At 46.3% G+C, this 19,504-nt stretch carries 16 protein-coding genes and 2 pseudogenes; 1 reads left to right on the top strand and 17 read right to left on the bottom strand.

The annotated features are described in order from the left end of the window. Positions 1-1,069: 1,069 nt before the first annotated feature. The 13 genes and pseudogenes from QYG89_RS11700 to QYG89_RS11760 all read right to left on the bottom strand — a co-directional run. Positions 1,070-1,183: pseudogene (locus tag QYG89_RS11700) on the bottom strand (flagellin); the annotation flags it as partial. A gap of 342 nt (positions 1,184-1,525) precedes the next feature. Next, entirely contained in the window at positions 1,526-2,836 is a 1,311-nt protein-coding gene (locus QYG89_RS11705) for a flagellin N-terminal helical domain-containing protein (protein WP_449727747.1), read from the bottom strand. A gap of 286 nt (positions 2,837-3,122) precedes the next feature. After that, positions 3,123-3,329: pseudogene (locus QYG89_RS11710) on the bottom strand (flagellin N-terminal helical domain-containing protein); the annotation flags it as partial. Positions 3,330-3,538: 209 nt separating this feature from the next. Next, positions 3,539-3,766 carry a carbon storage regulator CsrA gene (csrA, locus tag QYG89_RS11715; RefSeq protein ID WP_404317501.1) on the bottom strand — a complete coding sequence of 76 codons (228 nt, stop codon included), beginning with the start codon at positions 3,764-3,766 and terminating at the stop codon, positions 3,539-3,541. Between the two features lie 7 nt (positions 3,767-3,773). Further along, positions 3,774-4,214 (bottom strand): flagellar assembly protein FliW, encoded by a 441-nt coding sequence (gene fliW / locus QYG89_RS11720; RefSeq protein WP_404317504.1) that lies wholly within the window; start codon positions 4,212-4,214, stop codon positions 3,774-3,776. A gap of 18 nt (positions 4,215-4,232) precedes the next feature. Next, positions 4,233-4,823, bottom strand: coding sequence for a DUF6470 family protein (locus QYG89_RS11725; RefSeq protein ID WP_404317507.1), 591 nt, complete (start codon positions 4,821-4,823; stop codon positions 4,233-4,235). 114 nt (positions 4,824-4,937) lie between these two features. Then, positions 4,938-5,819, bottom strand: a complete 882-nt coding sequence (flgL, locus tag QYG89_RS11730; protein ID WP_404317510.1) for a flagellar hook-associated protein FlgL — start codon at positions 5,817-5,819, stop codon at positions 4,938-4,940. A 16-nt stretch (positions 5,820-5,835) separates the two neighbouring features. Next, positions 5,836-7,458, bottom strand: a complete 1,623-nt coding sequence (gene flgK, locus QYG89_RS11735) for a flagellar hook-associated protein FlgK (protein ID WP_404317513.1) — start codon at positions 7,456-7,458, stop codon at positions 5,836-5,838. Positions 7,459-7,657: 199 nt separating this feature from the next. Further along, positions 7,658-8,134, bottom strand: a complete 477-nt coding sequence (locus QYG89_RS11740; protein WP_404317515.1) for a flagellar protein FlgN — start codon at positions 8,132-8,134, stop codon at positions 7,658-7,660. Between the two features lie 195 nt (positions 8,135-8,329). Continuing rightward, the gene (gene flgM / locus QYG89_RS11745; RefSeq protein ID WP_404317518.1) at positions 8,330-8,593 is read right to left on the bottom strand and encodes a flagellar biosynthesis anti-sigma factor FlgM; all 264 of its coding nucleotides are present in this window, start codon (positions 8,591-8,593) and stop codon (positions 8,330-8,332) included. 169 nt (positions 8,594-8,762) lie between these two features. Continuing rightward, on the bottom strand, positions 8,763-9,182 hold the full coding sequence (locus QYG89_RS11750) for a TIGR03826 family flagellar region protein (protein WP_404317521.1): 420 nt from the start codon (positions 9,180-9,182) through the stop codon (positions 8,763-8,765). A 21-nt stretch (positions 9,183-9,203) separates the two neighbouring features. Continuing rightward, positions 9,204-9,905 (bottom strand): ComF family protein, encoded by a 702-nt coding sequence (locus QYG89_RS11755; RefSeq protein ID WP_404317523.1) that lies wholly within the window; start codon positions 9,903-9,905, stop codon positions 9,204-9,206. Then, a complete protein-coding gene (locus QYG89_RS11760; RefSeq protein ID WP_404317526.1) occupies positions 9,902-11,269 on the bottom strand; it encodes a DEAD/DEAH box helicase in 1,368 nt (455 codons plus the stop codon). The genes QYG89_RS11755 and QYG89_RS11760 overlap by 4 nt, the downstream gene beginning before the upstream one ends. A 939-nt stretch (positions 11,270-12,208) precedes the next feature. On the opposite strand from QYG89_RS11760, the gene QYG89_RS11765 reads away from it, so the two are divergent. Next, positions 12,209-14,500 carry an S-layer homology domain-containing protein gene (locus QYG89_RS11765; RefSeq protein ID WP_404317529.1) on the top strand — a complete coding sequence of 764 codons (2,292 nt, stop codon included), beginning with the start codon at positions 12,209-12,211 and terminating at the stop codon, positions 14,498-14,500. 234 nt (positions 14,501-14,734) lie between these two features. Here QYG89_RS11765 and QYG89_RS11770 read toward each other — a convergent pair whose 3' ends face one another. The 4 genes from QYG89_RS11770 to QYG89_RS11785 all read right to left on the bottom strand — a co-directional run bounded on the left by QYG89_RS11770 (position 14,735) and on the right by QYG89_RS11785 (position 19,306). Continuing rightward, positions 14,735-15,361 carry a LysE family translocator gene (locus tag QYG89_RS11770; protein ID WP_404317532.1) on the bottom strand — a complete coding sequence of 209 codons (627 nt, stop codon included), beginning with the start codon at positions 15,359-15,361 and terminating at the stop codon, positions 14,735-14,737. 113 nt (positions 15,362-15,474) lie between these two features. After that, positions 15,475-16,323 carry a DegV family protein gene (locus tag QYG89_RS11775; protein WP_404317534.1) on the bottom strand — a complete coding sequence of 283 codons (849 nt, stop codon included), beginning with the start codon at positions 16,321-16,323 and terminating at the stop codon, positions 15,475-15,477. Positions 16,324-16,672: 349 nt separating this feature from the next. After that, the gene (gene lpdA, locus QYG89_RS11780) at positions 16,673-18,106 is read right to left on the bottom strand and encodes a dihydrolipoyl dehydrogenase (protein ID WP_404317536.1); all 1,434 of its coding nucleotides are present in this window, start codon (positions 18,104-18,106) and stop codon (positions 16,673-16,675) included. Continuing rightward, a complete protein-coding gene (locus QYG89_RS11785; RefSeq protein ID WP_404317539.1) occupies positions 18,107-19,306 on the bottom strand; it encodes a dihydrolipoamide acetyltransferase family protein in 1,200 nt (399 codons plus the stop codon). Between the last annotated feature and the right edge of the window lie 198 nt (positions 19,307-19,504).

Raw genomic sequence — 19,504 nt, forward strand, 5'->3', positions numbered from 1 at the left:
CTATATTTCTGTCAATAAACATGCCTTCACCTTCTAAATCTAATATTTGGAATAATATTCTTGATATATTCTAGTAAATAATAACTCAGATTTTCGTATACCTAGAGATCATCTGTAATTTTGTCACTATCTATTATATCGGATGCTACTATTTTTTTTTCATCACCTTCAACTCAAAAAATCCCTCCCAATGCTTACCACACTAAATTTCAGATATTTGAATTAAGTTTATAATTCCGTATTTAAAAGGAACACAGGCCTGCCAAAACATGATCTCTTCGTTATAATTGGATTAATGTCGATGGTTGAAAGATTAGTTTTAAATCGTTGGATAGATTTTAAATTATATAATTCTTGCAAATCAAGCAGGATTCTTTAGCGTATAATAGTCATAAGTAGTCTTCTTCCATCCTTGGAATTAGTTTGATCACTTACTCGGTTCGACATTTTGAGGAGGTGCTCTTTTTTGTGTGTCTCAAAATCCCTCGAGGCTCTAAAGGGTCAATTTATGAAATTCCTTCATTTATATGCACATCCAGCTTGTCAAACCGACACAAGAATTATCCCCTTATCCTGATTCAAATAGGTGTGAAGAGAGTGGGCTATATCGGAAAATCAGAATACGCTTATATAGTTTAACAAAATAGATCAAAAAGAGACCCTAGTAAAACTAGGATCTCCATTGTAATAAAAGTTATTAACGAAGAAGTTGTAGAACTCCTTGTGGTTGTTGGTTGGCTTGCTTTGCCACTATGTCTTTCGATCATAGAATAGACTATATCTTCACCCTTGTTCTCCAAGGGGCTGGGCACTTCGAACAGCGTTTGCTGCCCTACGAGATTCATAGCCATAGCTTTCGCCTTAGACCGTACTTCTCTAGTCGTTGAACCTTCTCCAGAGTTTCCTCACAGGAGCTTGGCTGCTGATTATCCATTGTTTCATCTTCACCATTTTCACACCCTCACGCTGACCGTTTCCAGTTACGTTGTGGTTGGTAAAGCTTTAGGAAGTTCCAGCAATTCACCCAGTTATACTCTGGCTCGTTACCAAGCTAGACGCCCTTTCAAAATTACTGAAGAAGTTGTAAAACTCCTTGTGGTAATTGTTGAGATTGAGCCAACATTGCTTGTGCTGCTTGAGAAAGAATAGAATTCTTCGTTTGGTTCATCATTTCTTTCGCCATCGTGCGAACATTTGCTTTCACAAATGACTAGACTATATCTTCACCCTCTAGCTTTCTAGTAGGGGTCGGGCACTTCGGATTCACAATGCTGATGATACACTGTTTCACCTATGGACTCATCGTCATAGCAATTGCCTTAGACGGTTTCCTAGTCGTTGAACCTTCTCCATTCTTTCGAAACAGGAGCTTGGCTGCTGATTGCCCAATCTTTTCTTTTTTCTAACCTTCACGCTTGTCGTTTCCAACTACGTTGTGGCAAAAAAAGCTCTAAGGGTTTTCCAGCAATTCACCCGATTATGATCTCTAACCGTTACCAGCTAGGACGACTGTGCTTGTCACTGCCTATGCAGCTAAAGCATAATCTACGTCACGGATACGAGATTCCGCGGCAGTTAGGTTTTCAGAAGATGTGCTTAAGTTATTGATTGTATGTTCTAAACGGTTTTGGATAGCACCTAGTTTTGAACGTTCTGAAGAAACTGATTTAATTGCAGAGTCTAAAGATGTTAAAGCATTAGATGCCCCAGCTTGTGTAGAAACATCAACACTAGCAATTCCTAGTGCTGCAGAGCGCATATCGTTAATACCAAAAGTGATCGTTTGACCTTTATTCGCACCAATTTGGAACGTCATTCCACCATTACCCGATGAGTCTGTTTGTGCCAAAGATAACCCTAAGTCTTTTACTGTTGTTTTACCAGACTTATCAGATAGATTAATCGGGCCTGTTTCACTTACAATTTCAAAACGTCCATCATCTAAAACATTAACTTTTACAGCGGCAATAAAACCTGGATCGGCATTTGAAGTAGCACCTGCAGTATTGTTTGCACTAGTAATAGCAGTATTAAGTGCTGTTTGTAATAAATCAGCTGCAGCAGACATGGCAGTCGTTCCATTTGTAATTGCTGCTGTAAGAGTAACATTCATTGTTACACCGTTGATATCTGCAGTAAAACTAGAACCACTAACAACAGTTGTTCCGTTATAAGTATTTGTTCCAGCTGCTGAAGTACCAGCTCCTCCAATAGCTTCTTTTAATACGCCTGCACTTCCTGCTGTAATTTTAGAACCTGTACCTTCCGATCCACTAGTAAGTGTAATTTTCCCACTAGTGTTATAACCACTTACATGAGCAACTCCACTTCCAGATTGATCAATTGCCTCATTAATTTTGCTTACGATTAAATCAAGCGCTTTTTGTTGGGAAGTAGCATCATCACTAGCACCATTTTTAATAATATTTTGCTCATCTGTGCTTAAATTCTGCCAATTCACAGTAATTTCAGTTCCATCAACATTAAGTGTTTCAGCTACAAAAGCTGCTGAGAATGTAGCTGCTGAAAGTGTATGAGTACCAGAAACAGTAATTGTTCCTGCTGCTAACTTACCAACAGTCGCACCTGTCGTTGTATTTTGTCCAACAGAGGCGCCGCCAGCAGATTTCAGGTTACCGTTCAATAACTTCTGAGTATTAAACTCTGTCGTATTACCAATACGATCAATTTCTTCTTTTAATTGCTTTACTTCATCTTGAATGGCTTTACGGTCTTCAGCTGTATTTGTACCGTTCGCTGATTGGTCAGCAAGTTCACGCACACGTTGAAGAATGGAATGTGTTTCGTTCAATGCACCTTCAGCTGTTTGGATCATAGAAATCAAATGTGTTATCGCAGTGGCTTTTTATCCGCTGCTTCTTTATGTTTCCATAAAGTTCAGGTCATATCTTCATCCCGGTAGGATGCCCCGCGCTCGTGGGTGGGTTATCGGTACGGTTCCTCACCACCTGACCGTCACACCTTCCTAACTACTTGTTACCGATTCATTAGGCTTGGCTCGGTATTGCCCACCATCCACCTTGAAAGGGTTGGTTTGGGGTTCCACCGAATTCACGGAGTGTTCATCTAAGCATTACTGCTTAGAGCGGCATTTCTAGTCTACCGTCTTGAGAGTTTTTAGCAGCTTGGTCTAAACCACGTACTTGAGCACGCATTTTTTCAGAGATTGCTAGACCTGCAGCATCATCTCCTGCACGGTTAATACGAAGACCTGAAGATAGTTTCTCCATTGATTTAGATTGTCCAGATGCAGCAGTATTCAACTGACGATACGTGTTAAGCGCCGCAATGTTGTGATTAATTCTCATTGTGAATTTCCTCCTTGAATGTGTCGTTCACGTCCGTGTGAACTTAAATTTTTTACGGGGCTTTGAGGTCGGCCGCCCTTTATTCCCCGTTACATGTTTAATATCGGAGATCGTTGGGGAAGTTTAATAGTTTTAAGGGAATTTTTTATCTTTATATCGTGAAATGTTTGTGACATCAAAAAGAGCCTCTTTTGCAGAAGCCCCTTTGTTTACGATTTATTTACTTTTCCCAACAAGCCAAAAATATCTTCCACCCCCGCTGATGCACTTTCATTTTCTTCCTGAATCGCTAAGTACACTTCTTTCCGGTGAATGTCCACATGCTTTGGTGCGTTGATGCCTAGTTTAATTTGGTCGCCTTTGACGCTGATGACAGTGATTTCGATGTCGTCGCCGATTTGGATGGCTTGTCCTGTTTTTCTTGTTAGAACTAACATTTTCTGCTCACTCCTTTGCGACGCCGACAGGCATGATGAGATGACGGGTTTGGTAGCGGCTGTCGTTTAGGATCGTTTGTTTTGCCTTTTTGTTGTTGATGTTGATAACTACTGGTGCCTGGAGATTGGCGGTTGTTTCGTTAAATGGTTCCCGAACGGTTAGGATTGTATACACCGCTGCATCTTCCGGCTTTTGCAGATCCAGTGCTTCCACTGTGGTGTCATCGAGTTGAATGTCATAGTCAGGGAAGAAGGTAAATGGGTTCGTGACGACGAAGCCCAGTGCTGGTGTATTTATGGATTGCAGAACGAAAAATGAATCGTTGTCCGGGAAAGCTAAAAGGGTGAAGCTTTTTTCATCGATGAATCCTGGAATACCGTGCGGAAACGATAAAATATCTTCTTCTTGGATCTCAACTTGTCCATGATATTTTGTTGCGATTTTCATTGCGTTCACGCTCCTTTTTTAGATTTCCTGTTCGTAATTGATGCCTCTATATTTTAAGTTCACAAAATCAATCGATAAGGACGCATACTGTTTTAGGGCGATGTGCACTTTACCCGGCTGGTAGTTGTGGATCGGCTTTTGCGGGCGGGTGTTGTTAATGACGGGGTTCGGCTGGACGTGAATGTCTACTTTCCCCGGAACGTAGTCGATACTCACGCCGCCGGCTGAAGGAATCCAGCCGATGTTGAACTCCAATTCCGGCCCTTCGCTGTTGCGCTGTGCCTGTTCTGGAATCGGATCGCCGCCGTTTTCAATCATCATGAGCTCGTCGCCCTCTGCAGAAACGCGCGCTAAACCTTCAAGCCAGTCTTGATAACCTAACTGTGCCGCTTCTTCAACCCGCTTCGATATATGCTTTAAATCCATATCTTCCCGTGCTTTTGTTTGGTTAATCGTCAGCTTCGCTGGTGTGCGTTCCAACTCCATATCCGCTTGTGGCTGCTGCAGATCAAGTTCGGCGAGCGGCTGTTCAATGGATTGAACCGGCTGCTGGATATTCAGTTCAATTTGTGCTTGCTGGGAGGTCATGCGTATTTGTGGCAGCTGCATTGTTTTTACCTCGTTTCTGTAGTGACAACTTTAAACCAAAGGGTCTGACCCCACATCAACAATATACTATACATCGTATATTAGGGGTGGGGTCAGACCCTTATAGAAAAAACTTTATCTTAAGAAGTCCATTAACGTCGGCTGAATGATGCGGGCGCCGACGCTTAGGGCGGCGCGGTGGACGCTTTCTTGCGTTTTTAAGTCGGTAATGAGTCGTTCCATATCGACATCTTCGTTTTCAGACATGACACGGCTGGCGATGACTTCTTGCTCCATTACCCGATCTTCCATTAATTCGATTCGGTTTAAGCGGGCACCTATGTTAGCGCGTTCGTAAGTGATCGCATCCTTATGCCCATCTATTTTCCCAAGAAAATCGCCAATTTTCGTTCCAGAGCCACCATCTTTTAATGAGGCAATCAGACCATCTAGATCCTCAAATAACCCTTTCGTAAATGCTTTTTGTGGATTCGCATTTACTTGGATATACACTCCTTTAGAGAGTTCTAGATTGACAGGATTGGAGTTATTACTCACCTCTAATGTAACGCCATTATCTTTAACAGGCGGATTGAGCGTATCCGTTCCATTAAACAAATACTTGTCTCCAAACTTCGTGTTAGCGATTTGGACGAGATGTTCTTTGAGCTGACTCACTTCCTGCATGACTGCTTCACGCTGAGTACCTTCGTACGTATCGTTACTTGCCTGCACCGTCAATTCACGAATCCGTTGCAGAGCACTTGTCGCCTTATCCAAAGCCGAATCCGTGTTTTCAATCCAGTTATACGCTTCGCCAAAGTTACGCTTATACTGTTCTACTTCCATCAAGTTCGTCCGATACGTCATCCCTTTCATCGCGACGACAGGATCATCGGATGGCCGGGTAATTTTCTTTTGTGTCGTCATTTGGTCTTGCAGCTTGCCGAGGCGGTCATAGCTGCTTGATAGATTCGTAAGCATATTGTTAGAAAGCATCGATTGTGTTACGCGCATTGTTTATTCACCTACCTCATCTTCCTACGGTTCCCATGCCGTTAATGATTTTATCAAGCATTTCATCAACGACTGTAATGTTTCTTGCGGCTGCGTTATACGCATGCTGGAATTTAATTAAATTCGTCATTTCTTCGTCTAGCGAAACCGAGCTGACGGATTGACGGTTCGTTTCTACAGATTGAGCGAGTACCGCGCTGTTTTTTGTCATGCGTACTGCTTGCTGGGCGTCGACTCCTAAGCGGCCAATCATTCCTTCGTAAAATGATTGGATCGTTCCACTTTCAATAGCACTTAAACTAGTCAAATCAATCGTGTTTGTGAAACCTTCTAATTTTTGTGCTGTTTCACTCAAAATCATACTTGAAATGTTGGCAAGATTAATCGCGTTTTTGCCATCGCCCGCATTATCCTTGCTGCTCGATGCCAAAATATCTCTCGCTTCAATTTTTTGATTCAATATAATCGATGAAGCTGCTCCTTTATGATCTGAACCGGCACCAAAAATAAAAAAGTTTTCTTTTTCGCTGCCAGCCGCCGGCCGATCCCCTTTTACTGGATAACCTAACTTATGAACTTCATTAAACAGCTTGCCAAACGTATAAGCCATCTTATCCAAGTTATCAAGCATGTCTGGATAAGTACCTTTTTCAGTACCTCCATCATCGTAACCATAAGCTTCTGCTAATGCCTTCAATTTTCCTTGAGAAAAACTAAGAACACCAACTTCACTAGAACCTGTGCCCCCTTCTATATTTTTCTCAATTGTAAACTGAGTTAACGGGGCTTTAGGCTGATCTGGAATATTATCCTGATCACTATCAATTCCGCCTTTAATACCTATCCGGTTAAACTTATCACCATCTACAAGCGGTACATCAGTTCCACCTGTATTGACCAACGAAATCTTATAAATCCCTTCTGCAATCTTCAACGCATTCCCGCCAGAAGCGACTTTCTCTACTTTAATATTCACATGCTGTGACAGCTGGTCTACTAATCTATCACGCTCGTCGTACAAATCATTCGGCAAGTAGCCGTGTGGTTCGATTTCGCTGATTTGTTTGTTGATGCCGCTGATTTGTTCGAGGATAGAGTTCACTTCTTTGATCGTGACACTGATTTGACTGCCAATATCGTTTTTAATCGCCGAAATCGAGCTATGTAAGTAGTGGAACGTGTCTACAACCGCTTCACCGCGCTGCAAGACAACTGCACGTGCGCCTTCATTCTCCGGATTCACACTCAAATCTTGCAGCGACTGCCAGAATTGTCCCATAACGGCGGATAGGCCGTTTGTGCTCGGTTCGTTTAAGATGTCTTCCATTTTGCTTAAGGCTTCTGATTTTGACTGCCAGTAGCCGAGTTTATTCGTTTCGCCGCGGTATTGTGTGTCTAAGAAGCTTTCGCGGACACGCTGAATAGAGCCCGCTTCGACGCCTGTTCCCATTTGGCCTGGAATTTGCGGTCTGTTCATTGAAGCTGGCGGATAGGGTTCGGTTTGTACAAAGTTCACACGCTGCCTAGTGTAGCCGGGTGTGTTCACGTTGGCGATGTTGTGCCCAGTGACGCTGATGGCGCCTTGCTGCGTGAACATGCCGCGTTTCGCGACTTCTAATCCATGAAAAGTGGAACGCATGGCTGTTCCTCCGTTTCTATCTTTATTAAATTAAAAACTAAAAGGTCAGACCCTTTTACAATTGTAAATACCATCAGGCTGATTGAAAACGTTTGTCTTTCGAGGCGCGAAGCCTGACGAGGAGCGGAGTGACCATAAGGGTCATGAGCACCGCAGGCAGACGAGCAACGAAGAAAGCGAGCGTTTGTCAACAGCCTGATTATACTTGCGAGTCAAACATCGAACGCTTCGGCCGCTGTCCTGCGCCCTTCGCTGGATGTGTGTATGTCGCTTGTTCGGGCTGGGGCTGCAGGAGGCTCATGCTCATGTTGACGAATTGCAGGGATTGATACACGAGCTGCTGGTTGAGGTCGTTTTGTTCTTTTAACTGCAGCACTTGTTCCGTTAGTCTAGCTGTGAGCTCCTGCAATGGTTCTTTCTCTTGTCCCGCTGCCGCTTCCAGGCAGTCGGTGAGTGTCGCCTCAGCTTTTCCTGTCATGGCGGCGGCTGCCTTTTGCCGCTCCCGTTCCATCGTGTGGATCGCCGCCACGTATTTCTGCTCGTCCTTGAGCAATTGATCGAGTCCGTTCATATCGTTTTGTTTGATGATGTCTGTTTTCTTGGCTGCGAGCTCCAGCAAATGCTCATGCAGGCGGCACATTTTATCAAGTACATCCATCAATGGTTGTGCAGACATGGTGTCTCCCTCTGCTTTCTTCATTAAATAAAATGAAGCGGCGGCGCTTTGTGCGCTATTTCTTGAGTGTTGTGCGCCGCGGTGATGATTTTATGCGCGGATATAACGAACTTATGCGCGCTCATGCCCCATTTGTGCGCGGCTGCTTCAAGAATATGCATGCTGCCTAGGCTTTACACCTAGAGTGCCGCTCCATTATTTCTTATAAAAATCCACAATCCCCTCGGCAATTTTCTCGGGGTTTGGCTGGTATTCGCCTTTTGCGATTTGCTGCTTTAGGCGTGCGATTTTTTCTGTTCGTTCTTTTGTCATTTTTGATACTTCCTGCATGCCTTTGGCCGCTGAAGAGATTTCCAGCTTATCTGTCTGCGCTTCGGAAGGTTTTTTCGGCCCGTGCGGTTTGTGGAACTGTTTTTGGTACGGGTTGATTCCGGATACGCCGGTTCGGTTGATTTTCACTGTCGATCCCTCACTTTCTTTTTTTCCGATTTTCTCATGTGATTATTCATTATATCGGTTTTCAGGAAAAAAAGTTAACAGCGGATTCATAGGCGATTTTTATCAATTTTATTGTCACGTCCATGGCTGCTTCAGAAAGAAAATCGGGTCATTTCTACTATTCCAGTTTTTACTTTCTTTTATTCGCTGCGTAGTACGTCAAATGTCCTTCTCCTCTTTGTTTTTCTACTTCAAACTCTTCTTCGCGCTGGATCTGTTTCAAGTCGCGTTCAATGTCCATCGTACACTTTCCACAAATTTTTCCTTTTGTGATGATCGCTCCACAGCGGTCACACGGATAGCCGAGATTCGGAAAATGAGCCGCATGGAGCCGGCCTTTTTTCACCCATTTATGAATGAGTTCTTCTTTTACCCCTGTGACTTCCACGACCCGTTCGATCGTCGCCGCCCGGTTTTCCCGCTGGCGTAAAAAACGATACACTGTTTCATACATTTCTTCTTCTGACTTTGCACATTTCGCGCATACGTCGCGAAAGGCGTTCTCCATATATAGCTCGCCGCAGCGCGAACAGTTGATGATTTCGTTCATGTCTATCCCTCCAACACTCCCTCAGCTCCCCTGCCCCCGGGCAAGTGTCAATGCCTGCACTTGCGCCGCTCCCATTTGTTTCAACAAGTGAGCAGCCTGCCGGAGAGTAGAGCCTGTAGTATATATATCGTCAATCACCAGGACTTTTTTATTAGAAACGGCCGATTTTTCTTTTAATCGAAAAACTTGCGGAGCCTGCAGCCGTTCGGCGCGGGATTTTTTCGCCTGTTTTTCAGAATGGACCCGCTGGAGAACGTCGATCAAATGGAGCCCCGCTTCCCGGGCGAGCGCTTCTGCCTGATTGAAGCCGCGTTCGTACAGCCGCTCCTCACTTAGCGGCACAGCGATCACAACATCATAGTCTATTTTTTTCGCCGCTGCTTTCAATTCTTCGGCAAACACTCGAGCGAGCACATAGTCGCCGCGGTATTTAAAGCGGGCGATGAACGCTTTCATCGCTTCGTTGTAGAGATAAAGTGAACGATTCGCAGCAAGTACGCCGTGATAAACCGGATCTTCTTCCCAGCGCCGGCAGTCGAAGCAGACGCCATTCGTGATAAATTCGGAATCCGTCCGGGAACAGATTCGGCACCCCTCTCCTGTAATCCGTTCGAAGGGCTGGCGGCACGCGGCACAAATAACAGGCGGCGCGTCCAGCAGGAAAAATTGGCGCCAGCTCAAGCTTCTGTTTGTTTCTTCTTCACATAACAAGCACACATTCATCGATCGAGCCACCCCTTTTCGCGTCCTTCTTTGTTCATTTGGCGGATATGGGCAGCTGCTTTTGCCATCGCTTTCGTTTTCCCGTAGTGAAAAAAGCGGACCTCACCATCAGGAAAATCAGCGCTTCGGCCGGCGCGTCCGGCAATTTGCACGAGCGCACTTTCAGTAAACACATCATCCTCTGCCCCAATGACAGCAACGTCAATGTTCGGAAATGTGACCCCCCGCTCCAAAATCGTCGTCGACAGCAGCAGCGGCAACTTTTTCTCACGCATGAGAGCGACCTTTTCTTTCCTATGGGGATCTTCGGCATGTACCGCCTCGATCGCTGGATGGAATTTCTGAAACAGCGGCAGCGCTTTTTCCATTGATTCGATGTGCGGGAAAAAGAGCAGTGCTTGCTTGCCCGCTTGTAAACGTTCCACTGTCCACTCTTTCACATTGGCTGGAATCCTGCCTTTTTCAATCGCTTTTTTCCAGTTGCCGCACCAGCTGAACGCGGGTACGGGCAGCGGCTGGCGATGAAAGCGGGCTGGAATTTTCATGAATGGTCTTTTTCCAGACCGGCATTCTCTTTGCCATGTTTCGTTGGGGGTGGCGGTTAAATAAATGAGAGAGGACTGGGACTTGCGGGATTTTGCAACAGCGTATTGCAGAGAGGCATCATACGAGTAAGGAAACGCATCAACTTCATCGACGATCATGACGTCAAACGCTTCGATAAAGCGAAACAGCTGATGAGTTGTAGAAACGACGAGCGGGCTATACTCGTGGCGGTCGAGGCTTCCGCCATACAAGGCAGTGACATTCACACCGGGGAACACTTTTTGCAGGCGCGGGGCGAGTTCAAGGACAACGTCGGTCCGAGGTGTCGCGATACAGACGCGTTTACGAGCGAGCAAGGCCGCTTCAATGCCCCGGAACAACACTTCTGTTTTTCCGGCACCGCACACAGCCCAAATAAGCTGCTCGCCGTCACGTTGAATCGCTTCAACAACCGCATGGGAGGCCGCGCTCTGCCCTTCTGACAAGCGGCCGCTCCAGTGAAGCGTTCCCTCCCCTTCGTGCGGCGGTTCCGCCCCCGTCCAGCGAACGAGCTTCGAACAGCCGGCAACGCGCCCCATCATGAGACAATGCCGGCAATACGAACACATTTGGCCACAGCGCGCACACGGGAACACAGCAAACCGCTCCTTTTGATCATTGCCGCATCGCTGGCAGAAAAAGCGATGATGTTTCGTTAAAATGCCGGGAAGGTACTGAATATCTGAGGAGTCAGAAAGCGGAAAAGGGATTTCTTCTTGAAGCAGAAGGCGGCCGGAAAGAAAAGTAGCGATTGAGGATGGTTGATTAGAGGAAAGCATGGGTTCATCTCCTTTTTTGATCGATCTCTTCTATTATAAAATGAAACTTCCATCAGTGGGGGCTTTCTTCCTCCCCCACTGATGGTTAGTTGAATGGATCGGGCATTTACTGGCAGCTGCTCCCCATCTATGAACCTGGGGCCTTGAGATTGGGGTCTTACTGCCAGTTCATGCGGGGTAAATAATTCTCTGTTGAAGCGGGGCTTTTTTCTCTTTTAAAAAGCTTTGTTCATGAACTATTATTGATTTTGCTGCTTTGTTGATTGGAGCGGAGGGTGCGAGACTCCTGCGGGAAAAACGTGGAGGGCACTGAAAAACTTACGATTTTAAATTCGTACCGGTTTTTCAAACAGAAATAGACAGCCGTTTGTTCGATTTTTTCTATTCTTTTTCTTTTCGTGGACCTTGCGTAAGATTTGGATTCAACTTTGCAACGAGCGCTATTTCGTTTTCTTTTGTGTATTCAATATTTGCCTTTTCGGAGTAAAGCAGTGTTTTAATTCCCTCCTGTTTTAAGCAGATACCGTTGATTGGAGCGGAAGGCGGCGACTCCTGCGGGACTAGCGGGACAGGTAAGACCCCGCAGGACGCGAAGCGGCTGAGGAGGCTTACCGCCCGCCCCGCGGAAAGCGTCCGCCTGGAGCGCAAATCAACAATGTTTAGTGTAGTCACTATTTTAGGTGGACTTTTTCAGTGCCCTCAAAAGCGTATCCAAGGGAGACCCCGCAGGAGCGATAGCGATGAGGAGGCTCCCGGACCGCCCACGGAAATCAACAGGCTCATTTAACAAAGCCTTTAAAAAAGGAAACAGCTATACTATGATGTTCTCAATGAGCTTAATATTGTCTAAATCAGACTTTGACTACATTTTTCATAATCTATTATCGCTAGTATGTTATAATGTCAAGTGTTAAAAAGTCCATCTGGAAAGGGGAAATTATGAAAAGATTAATAGCGAGTTTGGCCGTGATCGTTTTATTTTTCACATATACCGCTCAGGCGTCCGCCCAAGTGTTTAATGATGCAAAGAATCATTGGGCCGCTAAGGAAATTCAAGCGCTTGTCGATGCCGGTGTCATTAACGGTTACGACGACGGAACGTTTCGGCCAGATGCTCAAGTGAAAAGAGGCCAGTTTATTGCGTTTTTAGTACGGGCATTGGACCTGCCCCCTGGGGACTCTGCGTTTAAAGATGTCCCTCCCGGAAGCAGTTTATATAAGGATATCGCCGCCGCTAAAAAGGCCGGCCTGCTTTTAGGAAATGCGGAAGGGTACGCGCTCGCCAATGATCCGGTGACACGTTCTGATGTCGCCGTCATGCTTGATCGGGCGATGCAATTGAAAGGCGATTATCCAACGAAAGCGAAGTTAACATATAAAGACGCAGCGGACATTACGCGCTATGCTTACGAGTCCGTCCAGCGCATGACTCATTATGGGCTCATTAAAGGAACAGCCGACAACGAATTTTTACCGAAAAAAATTGCCACGCGCGGTGAATCAGCTGTCTTCGTGTACCGCATGATGGAAAAGCTTGATTTATTCTCTGCCGGCAAAGACCCGGTGCCGATTCCGAAGCCTGTTGATTCTTCAGAAGTTGTCGTGCCGGTGAATGACTATCAATATATTAAAGTGCGTATGAATACATCCGGTGTGCCGCTTACATATAACAAGCGCACGACAGATGCTCATATCCGCTCAACCGACACTCATTACTACTATCATATGGGCAATGCGTCTAAGCCGCTCGGCTCTCTGCGGGTAACGCTGAGAACGCTCGATAACGGCGATGTGTTCGTCTTTACGAAATTTGTTCATAACGGCGACAATACGTACTCTGCTTCTGTTATCGTGCCATTCCAGCAGTCAGATAACTATTCACTCGCGAAATACTCGACATTCGGCCAAGTGGATCAAAGCCACGACTCCACATTTGGCGTGGACAAAACGTCGCATCCGACAGGCATTTTATCAGCGAAAAAAGGCAGCACCGTTACAAATGAAATGATGATCGGCAAAAATTATCTTTCCGTTCACCGTCAAACGAATTACTCTAACGGACAGCGCTCTGTTCTCCGCGAACTCGCTAGTGAATTGGAAAGCTACAAAGTGTACACAGATACCGCTCGAAACCTCGTCACAACTCATGTAAATATGTCGGTGAAAGGAAAAGCGATCTCAGAAAACTGGGTCCTGCTTTCTAATAAACAGCTGTTTGCTGACAATACGAATCGCGACGAATGGTTTAAACGGACGATCAAAGAATACAGCTCAATCAACAACTGGCTCACAGCTGATGGAGCTTACACGAAACTGCCATGGTCGATTGAGCCAGGCTACAAAATGGGCTATGGCCGCAACATCGGCAGGCTGCAAGGCGGGATTTATTTAACCGCTTATACCGGCAACAAAGAACGCTACTTTTACGACCTTGTCGTGAATGCCATTGCCGACCTTGACGTCTTTTCCGGCGGAGTCATCACAGCTGGAAAAACACCTATTTTCAAAACAGAATACACGAGCACATGGCTGAAAAATGCGTATGGAACAACCGCTCCTTACGTTGATACCCGCCATAATGAAAACGCGGCGCTGTTCTTGAAGAACGCTTCGAACATCCTGAACATTCCGCAGCTGTCAGACGCGAATCTCCGCTATGCGGACTTCCTTGTGAAGCAAAAAGAAATCGGCAATATTATTCAGGTGACACCTACGAGTCATTTAATTGCTGACTATTATGCTGTAGGCGGTCAGAAAACACACGTGTCTCTCAATCACGCCCTTGGCGAAATGAGATTTTTATTAGAAACGTATCAACAGACGAAAAACTCCGCTTACTTGGAAACCGCCCTAGAGCTAAAAGGCGGGATTGAAAATCTCCATCCAAGCTGGATTCGCTCCAATGGCGACCTTTGGTACCAAGTGAACGGCAAGCTTCAATTTACAGGCAACGACTACGATTGGCTGACGCTCATGGATTTGCTGCTCTCACAAATTACTTTTGAAGAAAATGGCATTGCACGCAGTACCATTTTCGATGAGATGATCCGTTCGAAAGCGCAGTATCTCGTCGATAACAACATCCCGATTAAGTCACAAATTATTACTCTTTTAAAACAGCAAGGATTTGGCGACATCGTAAAATCAGCCTCATCCGCGTCCAATACGCCAGATGAAAAGCTGGACCTCGATGACCTGCCGAAAGATGAACTAGACTTGCTGGCAGAATAAGAAAAAGCATCCGCTGATGACTGTTCAGCGGATGCTTTTTTATGGTGATTTGACTGAATCGTGGCGAGAGACGACCGGATTTCCGCCTGGCTCAACCGTATCATGGCGGTTTCCGACCGTAAATCGGGGAAACCGACTGGATTCTGGATTTAGCCGACGGCTAGGCTACAAATAACAATGAAAAAGGATGCCCTTGAAATAGGACATCCTTTTTGCATAGAAATATAGAGCGTATCACCGGCTTTGGAACGCAACTTTTAATCCTAGACCGATGTAGATGGTGCCTACGATTTTGCCGCTCCAAGGGACAAGCCAGGAGATTCGCTTCACTAGCTTTCCGAGCGGACGCATGCCTAGTACAATCATCGCTGTGTACACAAAGCCCAGCACGACAAAGATTAAGCCGAGGGACAGAAATTGGAGCATGGATGCTCCTTGTTCTGGATGCACGAATTGCGGCAAGAAGGCTAAAAAGAAAAGAGCCGTTTTCGGATTGAGCACTTCAGCCAAGATCGCCTGGCTATAAGAACTTAACGGTGAAACGGGCGCCACGTTTGGCATCTCGGGATCGGCAGGCTTTTCCATGATTGCGCGAATTCCCATGTACAGCAAGTAAGCGGCTCCGGCAAATTTCACAATATTGAAAGCTAAGGCAGACGTCATCAAAATAGCAGACAGCCCTACAGCCGCAAAGACGGTATGAATGAAGTCGCCAGTCGCAATGCCAAGCCCCGTCATGATTCCTGCTTTACGCCCGCCTTGTACCGTCCGGGTAATCGTGAGAAAGACCGCCGGACCGGGGATTAAAAATAAGCCAATGACTACTGCAATAAATGTACCCAAAGTTGAAAGATCAAACATGGCGTGATTCCTTTCTATTATTTATTTTTCATGAGACAGTGTATACTAGCCAGCTTCACCCTTTTAAGGGCGGGATTTGCCCGTTTACTGACCAACTGGCGGGTAACCTTGACTTATAAGTTCTTCTTCGTCCAGCTAAATCCGAGTGCACCTTCGCCGAGGTGAGTACCGATGACGGGACTGAAGTCGCTGAGGCTGAAGGCTGCGTCCGGAAATCTTTCCTGCAGCTCCTCCATCCAGCGGCCTGCTTCCTGCTCCCGGTTGGCGTGAATAATCACGGCTTGGAGCGGTTCGCCTTTTTCATACTCCTCCCCGAAGAGGTCAGCAATCCGCTTGAGTGCTTTTTTGCTCGTGCGGATTTTTTCGAATGGGACAATCTTTTTGTCAACGAAATGCAGCAATGGCTTCACTTGCAAAAGCCCGCCGATCAATGCCTGAGCGCTGCTTAACCGGCCGCCGCGCTTTAAGTGGTTCAGATCATCAACGACAAAATACGCTTTAACGAATGGCCGCATCGCTTCCAGTTCGTTCATGATGTCATCGGGGCCTTTTCCCTCTCGAGCGAGCTCTGCCGCCCGAAGCACATAAAAGGCTTGCGGTGCACTGCTGATGCCTGAATCAAATGAATGAACGGTTAAGCCATCCACAAGATCGGCCGCTGCGATCGATGTTTGATACGTACCGCTGATGCCGCTCGATAAATACACACCGACGACGGCATCATACTCGTTTGCCAGCTGTTCGTACAGCTTCACGAATTCACCGATCGGAGGCTGCGTCGTCGTTGGCAGCTTTTCTTCTGTGCGCACAACTTCATAAAATGCTTCCGTTGTCATGTCTACTTCTTCCCTGTAAGCTTCCTGTCCGATCACGACACTCAACGGAATCATATATATGTCTAACTGCTTGCGCAATTCTTCCGAAAGATAACTCGTACTATCCGTAATAATTGCCGTTTTCATACTTCTCCCTGCCCTTATGATTCATATTTACTCTTTTTGAAAGCGTTTCTTTTATTCTATTAGATACATAACAAATTTTCATCCTTTTTTAACAAAATTGTTATTTGTTTGAGCAGGGGACGCTGCGCATATTTTTTCGTTTCGGCGCACAAATCAAGCAAAAGCGCGCAGAAGTGTATCTAAATGGCGCACAATGCCCGGGGAATCGAGCATAAGCTAGTTCGACGTGCATATTTCATAAATTCCCGTGCAGAAAATGGTTAAAGCCGTGCATAAATCCTGATCCTCCGCGCACATCCCTCTTTATTTACTAAAAAAATGGCTGTCCCGCATGCAGGACAGCCGTTTGTTATCTTGTTTTTATTTTCTCTTTTTTTGGCACAGTATGAATCGATTGTCCGATCAATCCTTCGACTGCTTCGAGCAAGCCTTCGTTTACGCTTGGGTGGGCATAGGATGGGAATTTGACGTCCTCTTCTTTTGCAGCCATTTCGAGCAGCTGGACGAAGGTGCTTGACAGTTCGATCGCTCCTTCACCGATCATGTGAATGCCGAGGACGATGTCATTTGAGGCATCGGAAATGACTTTAATGAAGCCGTCTTTTTTGCCGGTAATCATAGCATAACCATTGCTGCCGAGCGGAAATTGGCTGATGCGGATGTCGATCCCTAGTTCACGTGCCTGCTGTTCGGTCCACCCTGCTGAGGCAATGGGCGGAATCGTATGGGCAATCACCGGCAGAAAAGTGAGATCGACTTCCGGGTTGCCGCCGGCGATGGCTTCAGCTGCTGATTTTCCTTGCTTGATCGCTTTGACTGCCAGCAGCGGCCCTTCTGTCACGTCGCCGATCGCGTAGATGGAAGGTATAGACGTTTGCATGTGTCCATTTACGCAAATAAATCCTTCATCCGTTTGCTCGACACCGATTCGGTCAATGCCTAGTTCTTTCACATTCGGCTGCCGGCTGCCGGCCACAAATACATGCGATCCTGAAATTATTTCCTCTTTTCCACCGGCAAGAAACGTGACATTCACACCCCTTTCCATTTCCTCTGCAGATTGGATTGACGCTTCCTTCACGACGTTGATTTTTTTCTTTTTAAACAATCGGTCCCATTCTTTATTCACCGACTCATCAAATGGAAAGTCGGCTGCATGTTCTAAAAGGATCGTGACTCTTGCTCCTAAAGCGTGAAAACTCGTTGCCACTTCGAGGGAAATATAGTCATTTCCATAGACGATTAAGTGTTCTGGCACGTCTGTCACAGTAAACATTTCGTGTGACAACAGCACCCGCTTTCCGCTTTTCGGCAAGCCTGGAGGTAAAATAGGTGAGCTTCCTGTCGCAACAATGACCTGTTTACATACATAAATATCAAATTGGTGGCCATTTTCAACACCGATGCGGTTTTCGGCAATAAAACCAGCCTTCCCTTGAATGACTTCAACCTTATTCGCTTTACAAAGCGCTTCTACCCCTTTTCGAAGCTGTTCGGTCACTTTTTCTTTATAAGAAAGCAGCTGTCCGATATTCAATGTGACTTCTCCTGCTGATAAACCAAGCTCTTGCAGATGACTCATTTCCCACTGTTTCTTAGCGGCGTATGTAAATACTTTGGAAGGAATACAGCCTTTATTCAAACAAACACCGCCGAGGGCCTCTCGTTCGACTAACGTGACGGTCAGACCGAGCTGGGCGGCTCGGATGGCTGCGCTATAGCCGCCCGGGCCGCCGCCGATAATAACGAGATCTCTTTCCTGACTGACTTCTCCAACCACCATTTATATCATCTCCAGCATCAGTTTGTTCGGCTGCTCGATTAAACCCGCAAACCGGTTCGTAAAGGCCACAGCCGTGGCACCGTCAGCGACGCGGTGATCAAATGACATCGACAGCGTCATCATATGGGCAATCACAATCTCATCGTGTTCATTGACGATCGGCATTTTCTTCGTTTTATGAAAAGCGATCAACGCTGTTTCCGGGTAATTAATGATCGGCGTCGCACCGGTGCTGCCGAGCGGGCCGACGTTGCTGACGGTAAATGTACTGTTCCTCATATCCGCCGGCTGTAATTCTCCGTTTCTCGCTTTTTCGTTCAACCGTTTGATCTCATCATGAATCGTTTTGATCGACTTTTTATCCGCATCGTGAACGACTGGAACGATTAAACCATCCTCCGTATCGGCCGCCATGCCGATGTGATAGTCTTTTTTGAGCAAAATCTTTTCGTTTTCTTCATCTAGTTCGGCATTGAATACCGGAAAGTCCTTCAGTGCAATCACGAGCGCTTTGACGAAGAAGGCCGGCACAGAGACGGATACACCGGCTGCTTTCAGTTCTTCACGCAGCTTCAGCAAGTTCGTCATATTGACTTCATCGAAATGAGTGACATGCGGAATGGTAAAGAGCGACTTTGTCATCTTTTTGGCGATTTGCCTGCGTATGCCGCGGAACGGAATTTCATCCGGCGGGGACGCTTGCTGCTTCACCGAATGCTCTTTTGGCGGCGCCTTAGTTTCTGCTTTTGGCTGCTGTATTCCCTTCAAAAACCGGTATACATCTTCTTCTGTCACCCGGCCCGATGGATCAGATGGCGTCACGTCTTCAATATTAATGTGGTTGTCGCGGGCGATTTTCCGTGTGTATGGTGTTGCCAATACGCGGTTAAAAGTAGAAACGAAGGCCTTTTTTTCAGCCGGTGATTCTGTTTTTACCTCTTCAATAGCGGCCGTCACTTTATGATCTTTCGCTTCAATATAAAGCAGCGTCGTACCGACTTGAACCGTTGTGCCCGTGTCAACAACGATTTCTTTCACGATGCCAGTGCCCGGCGACGGCAGCTCAGCCACCATTTTATCCGTCTGCACTTCGACAAGCGGCTGATCCGCAGTTACCTGATCTCCTGGTTTCACGAGATAATGGAGAATTTCCCCCTCCGTCATCCCTTCCCCAATATCATGCAGCCTCACCTCTAACACAATATCCCTCCTTTTAAGAAAAGCGAAAGGCGCCTGCAGCTGGACAATAGAAAAGCGGAAGGCGAGTTTTTTACTTTTATGCGCGCCTTTCGCTGGATTATGCGCGCTCATGACTCATTTGTGCGCGGGAGGCACCGGTTTGTGCGCGCCTATGACACATTTATGCGCGGGGTTGCCGGTTATGCGCAACCCGGCGAC

The organism is Bacillus lumedeiriae, from assembly GCF_044891285.1.
GTDB classification, from domain to species: Bacteria; Bacillota; Bacilli; order Bacillales; family Domibacillaceae; genus Pseudobacillus; species Pseudobacillus lumedeiriae.

Bases quoted from the DNA above. Each gene is read 5' to 3' on its own strand.
- QYG89_RS11705 (WP_449727747.1), bottom strand. From the start codon at position 2,836: ATGATCCAAACAGCTGAAGGTGCATTGAACGAAACACATTCCATTCTT.
- csrA (WP_404317501.1), bottom strand. From the start codon at position 3,766: ATGTTAGTTCTAACAAGAAAAACAGGACAAGCCATCCAAATCGGCGAC.
- fliW (WP_404317504.1), bottom strand. From the start codon at position 4,214: ATGAAAATCGCAACAAAATATCATGGACAAGTTGAGATCCAAGAAGAA.
- QYG89_RS11725 (WP_404317507.1), bottom strand. From the start codon at position 4,823: ATGCAGCTGCCACAAATACGCATGACCTCCCAGCAAGCACAAATTGAA.
- flgL (WP_404317510.1), bottom strand. From the start codon at position 5,819: ATGCGCGTAACACAATCGATGCTTTCTAACAATATGCTTACGAATCTA.
- flgK (WP_404317513.1), bottom strand. From the start codon at position 7,458: ATGCGTTCCACTTTTCATGGATTAGAAGTCGCGAAACGCGGCATGTTC.
- QYG89_RS11740 (WP_404317515.1), bottom strand. From the start codon at position 8,134: ATGTCTGCACAACCATTGATGGATGTACTTGATAAAATGTGCCGCCTG.
- QYG89_RS11750 (WP_404317521.1), bottom strand. From the start codon at position 9,182: ATGAACGAAATCATCAACTGTTCGCGCTGCGGCGAGCTATATATGGAG.
- QYG89_RS11755 (WP_404317523.1), bottom strand. From the start codon at position 9,905: ATGAATGTGTGCTTGTTATGTGAAGAAGAAACAAACAGAAGCTTGAGC.
- QYG89_RS11760 (WP_404317526.1), bottom strand. From the start codon at position 11,269: ATGCTTTCCTCTAATCAACCATCCTCAATCGCTACTTTTCTTTCCGGC.
- QYG89_RS11765 (WP_404317529.1), top strand. From the start codon at position 12,209: ATGAAAAGATTAATAGCGAGTTTGGCCGTGATCGTTTTATTTTTCACA.
- QYG89_RS11770 (WP_404317532.1), bottom strand. From the start codon at position 15,361: ATGTTTGATCTTTCAACTTTGGGTACATTTATTGCAGTAGTCATTGGC.
- QYG89_RS11775 (WP_404317534.1), bottom strand. From the start codon at position 16,323: ATGAAAACGGCAATTATTACGGATAGTACGAGTTATCTTTCGGAAGAA.
- lpdA (WP_404317536.1), bottom strand. From the start codon at position 18,106: ATGGTGGTTGGAGAAGTCAGTCAGGAAAGAGATCTCGTTATTATCGGC.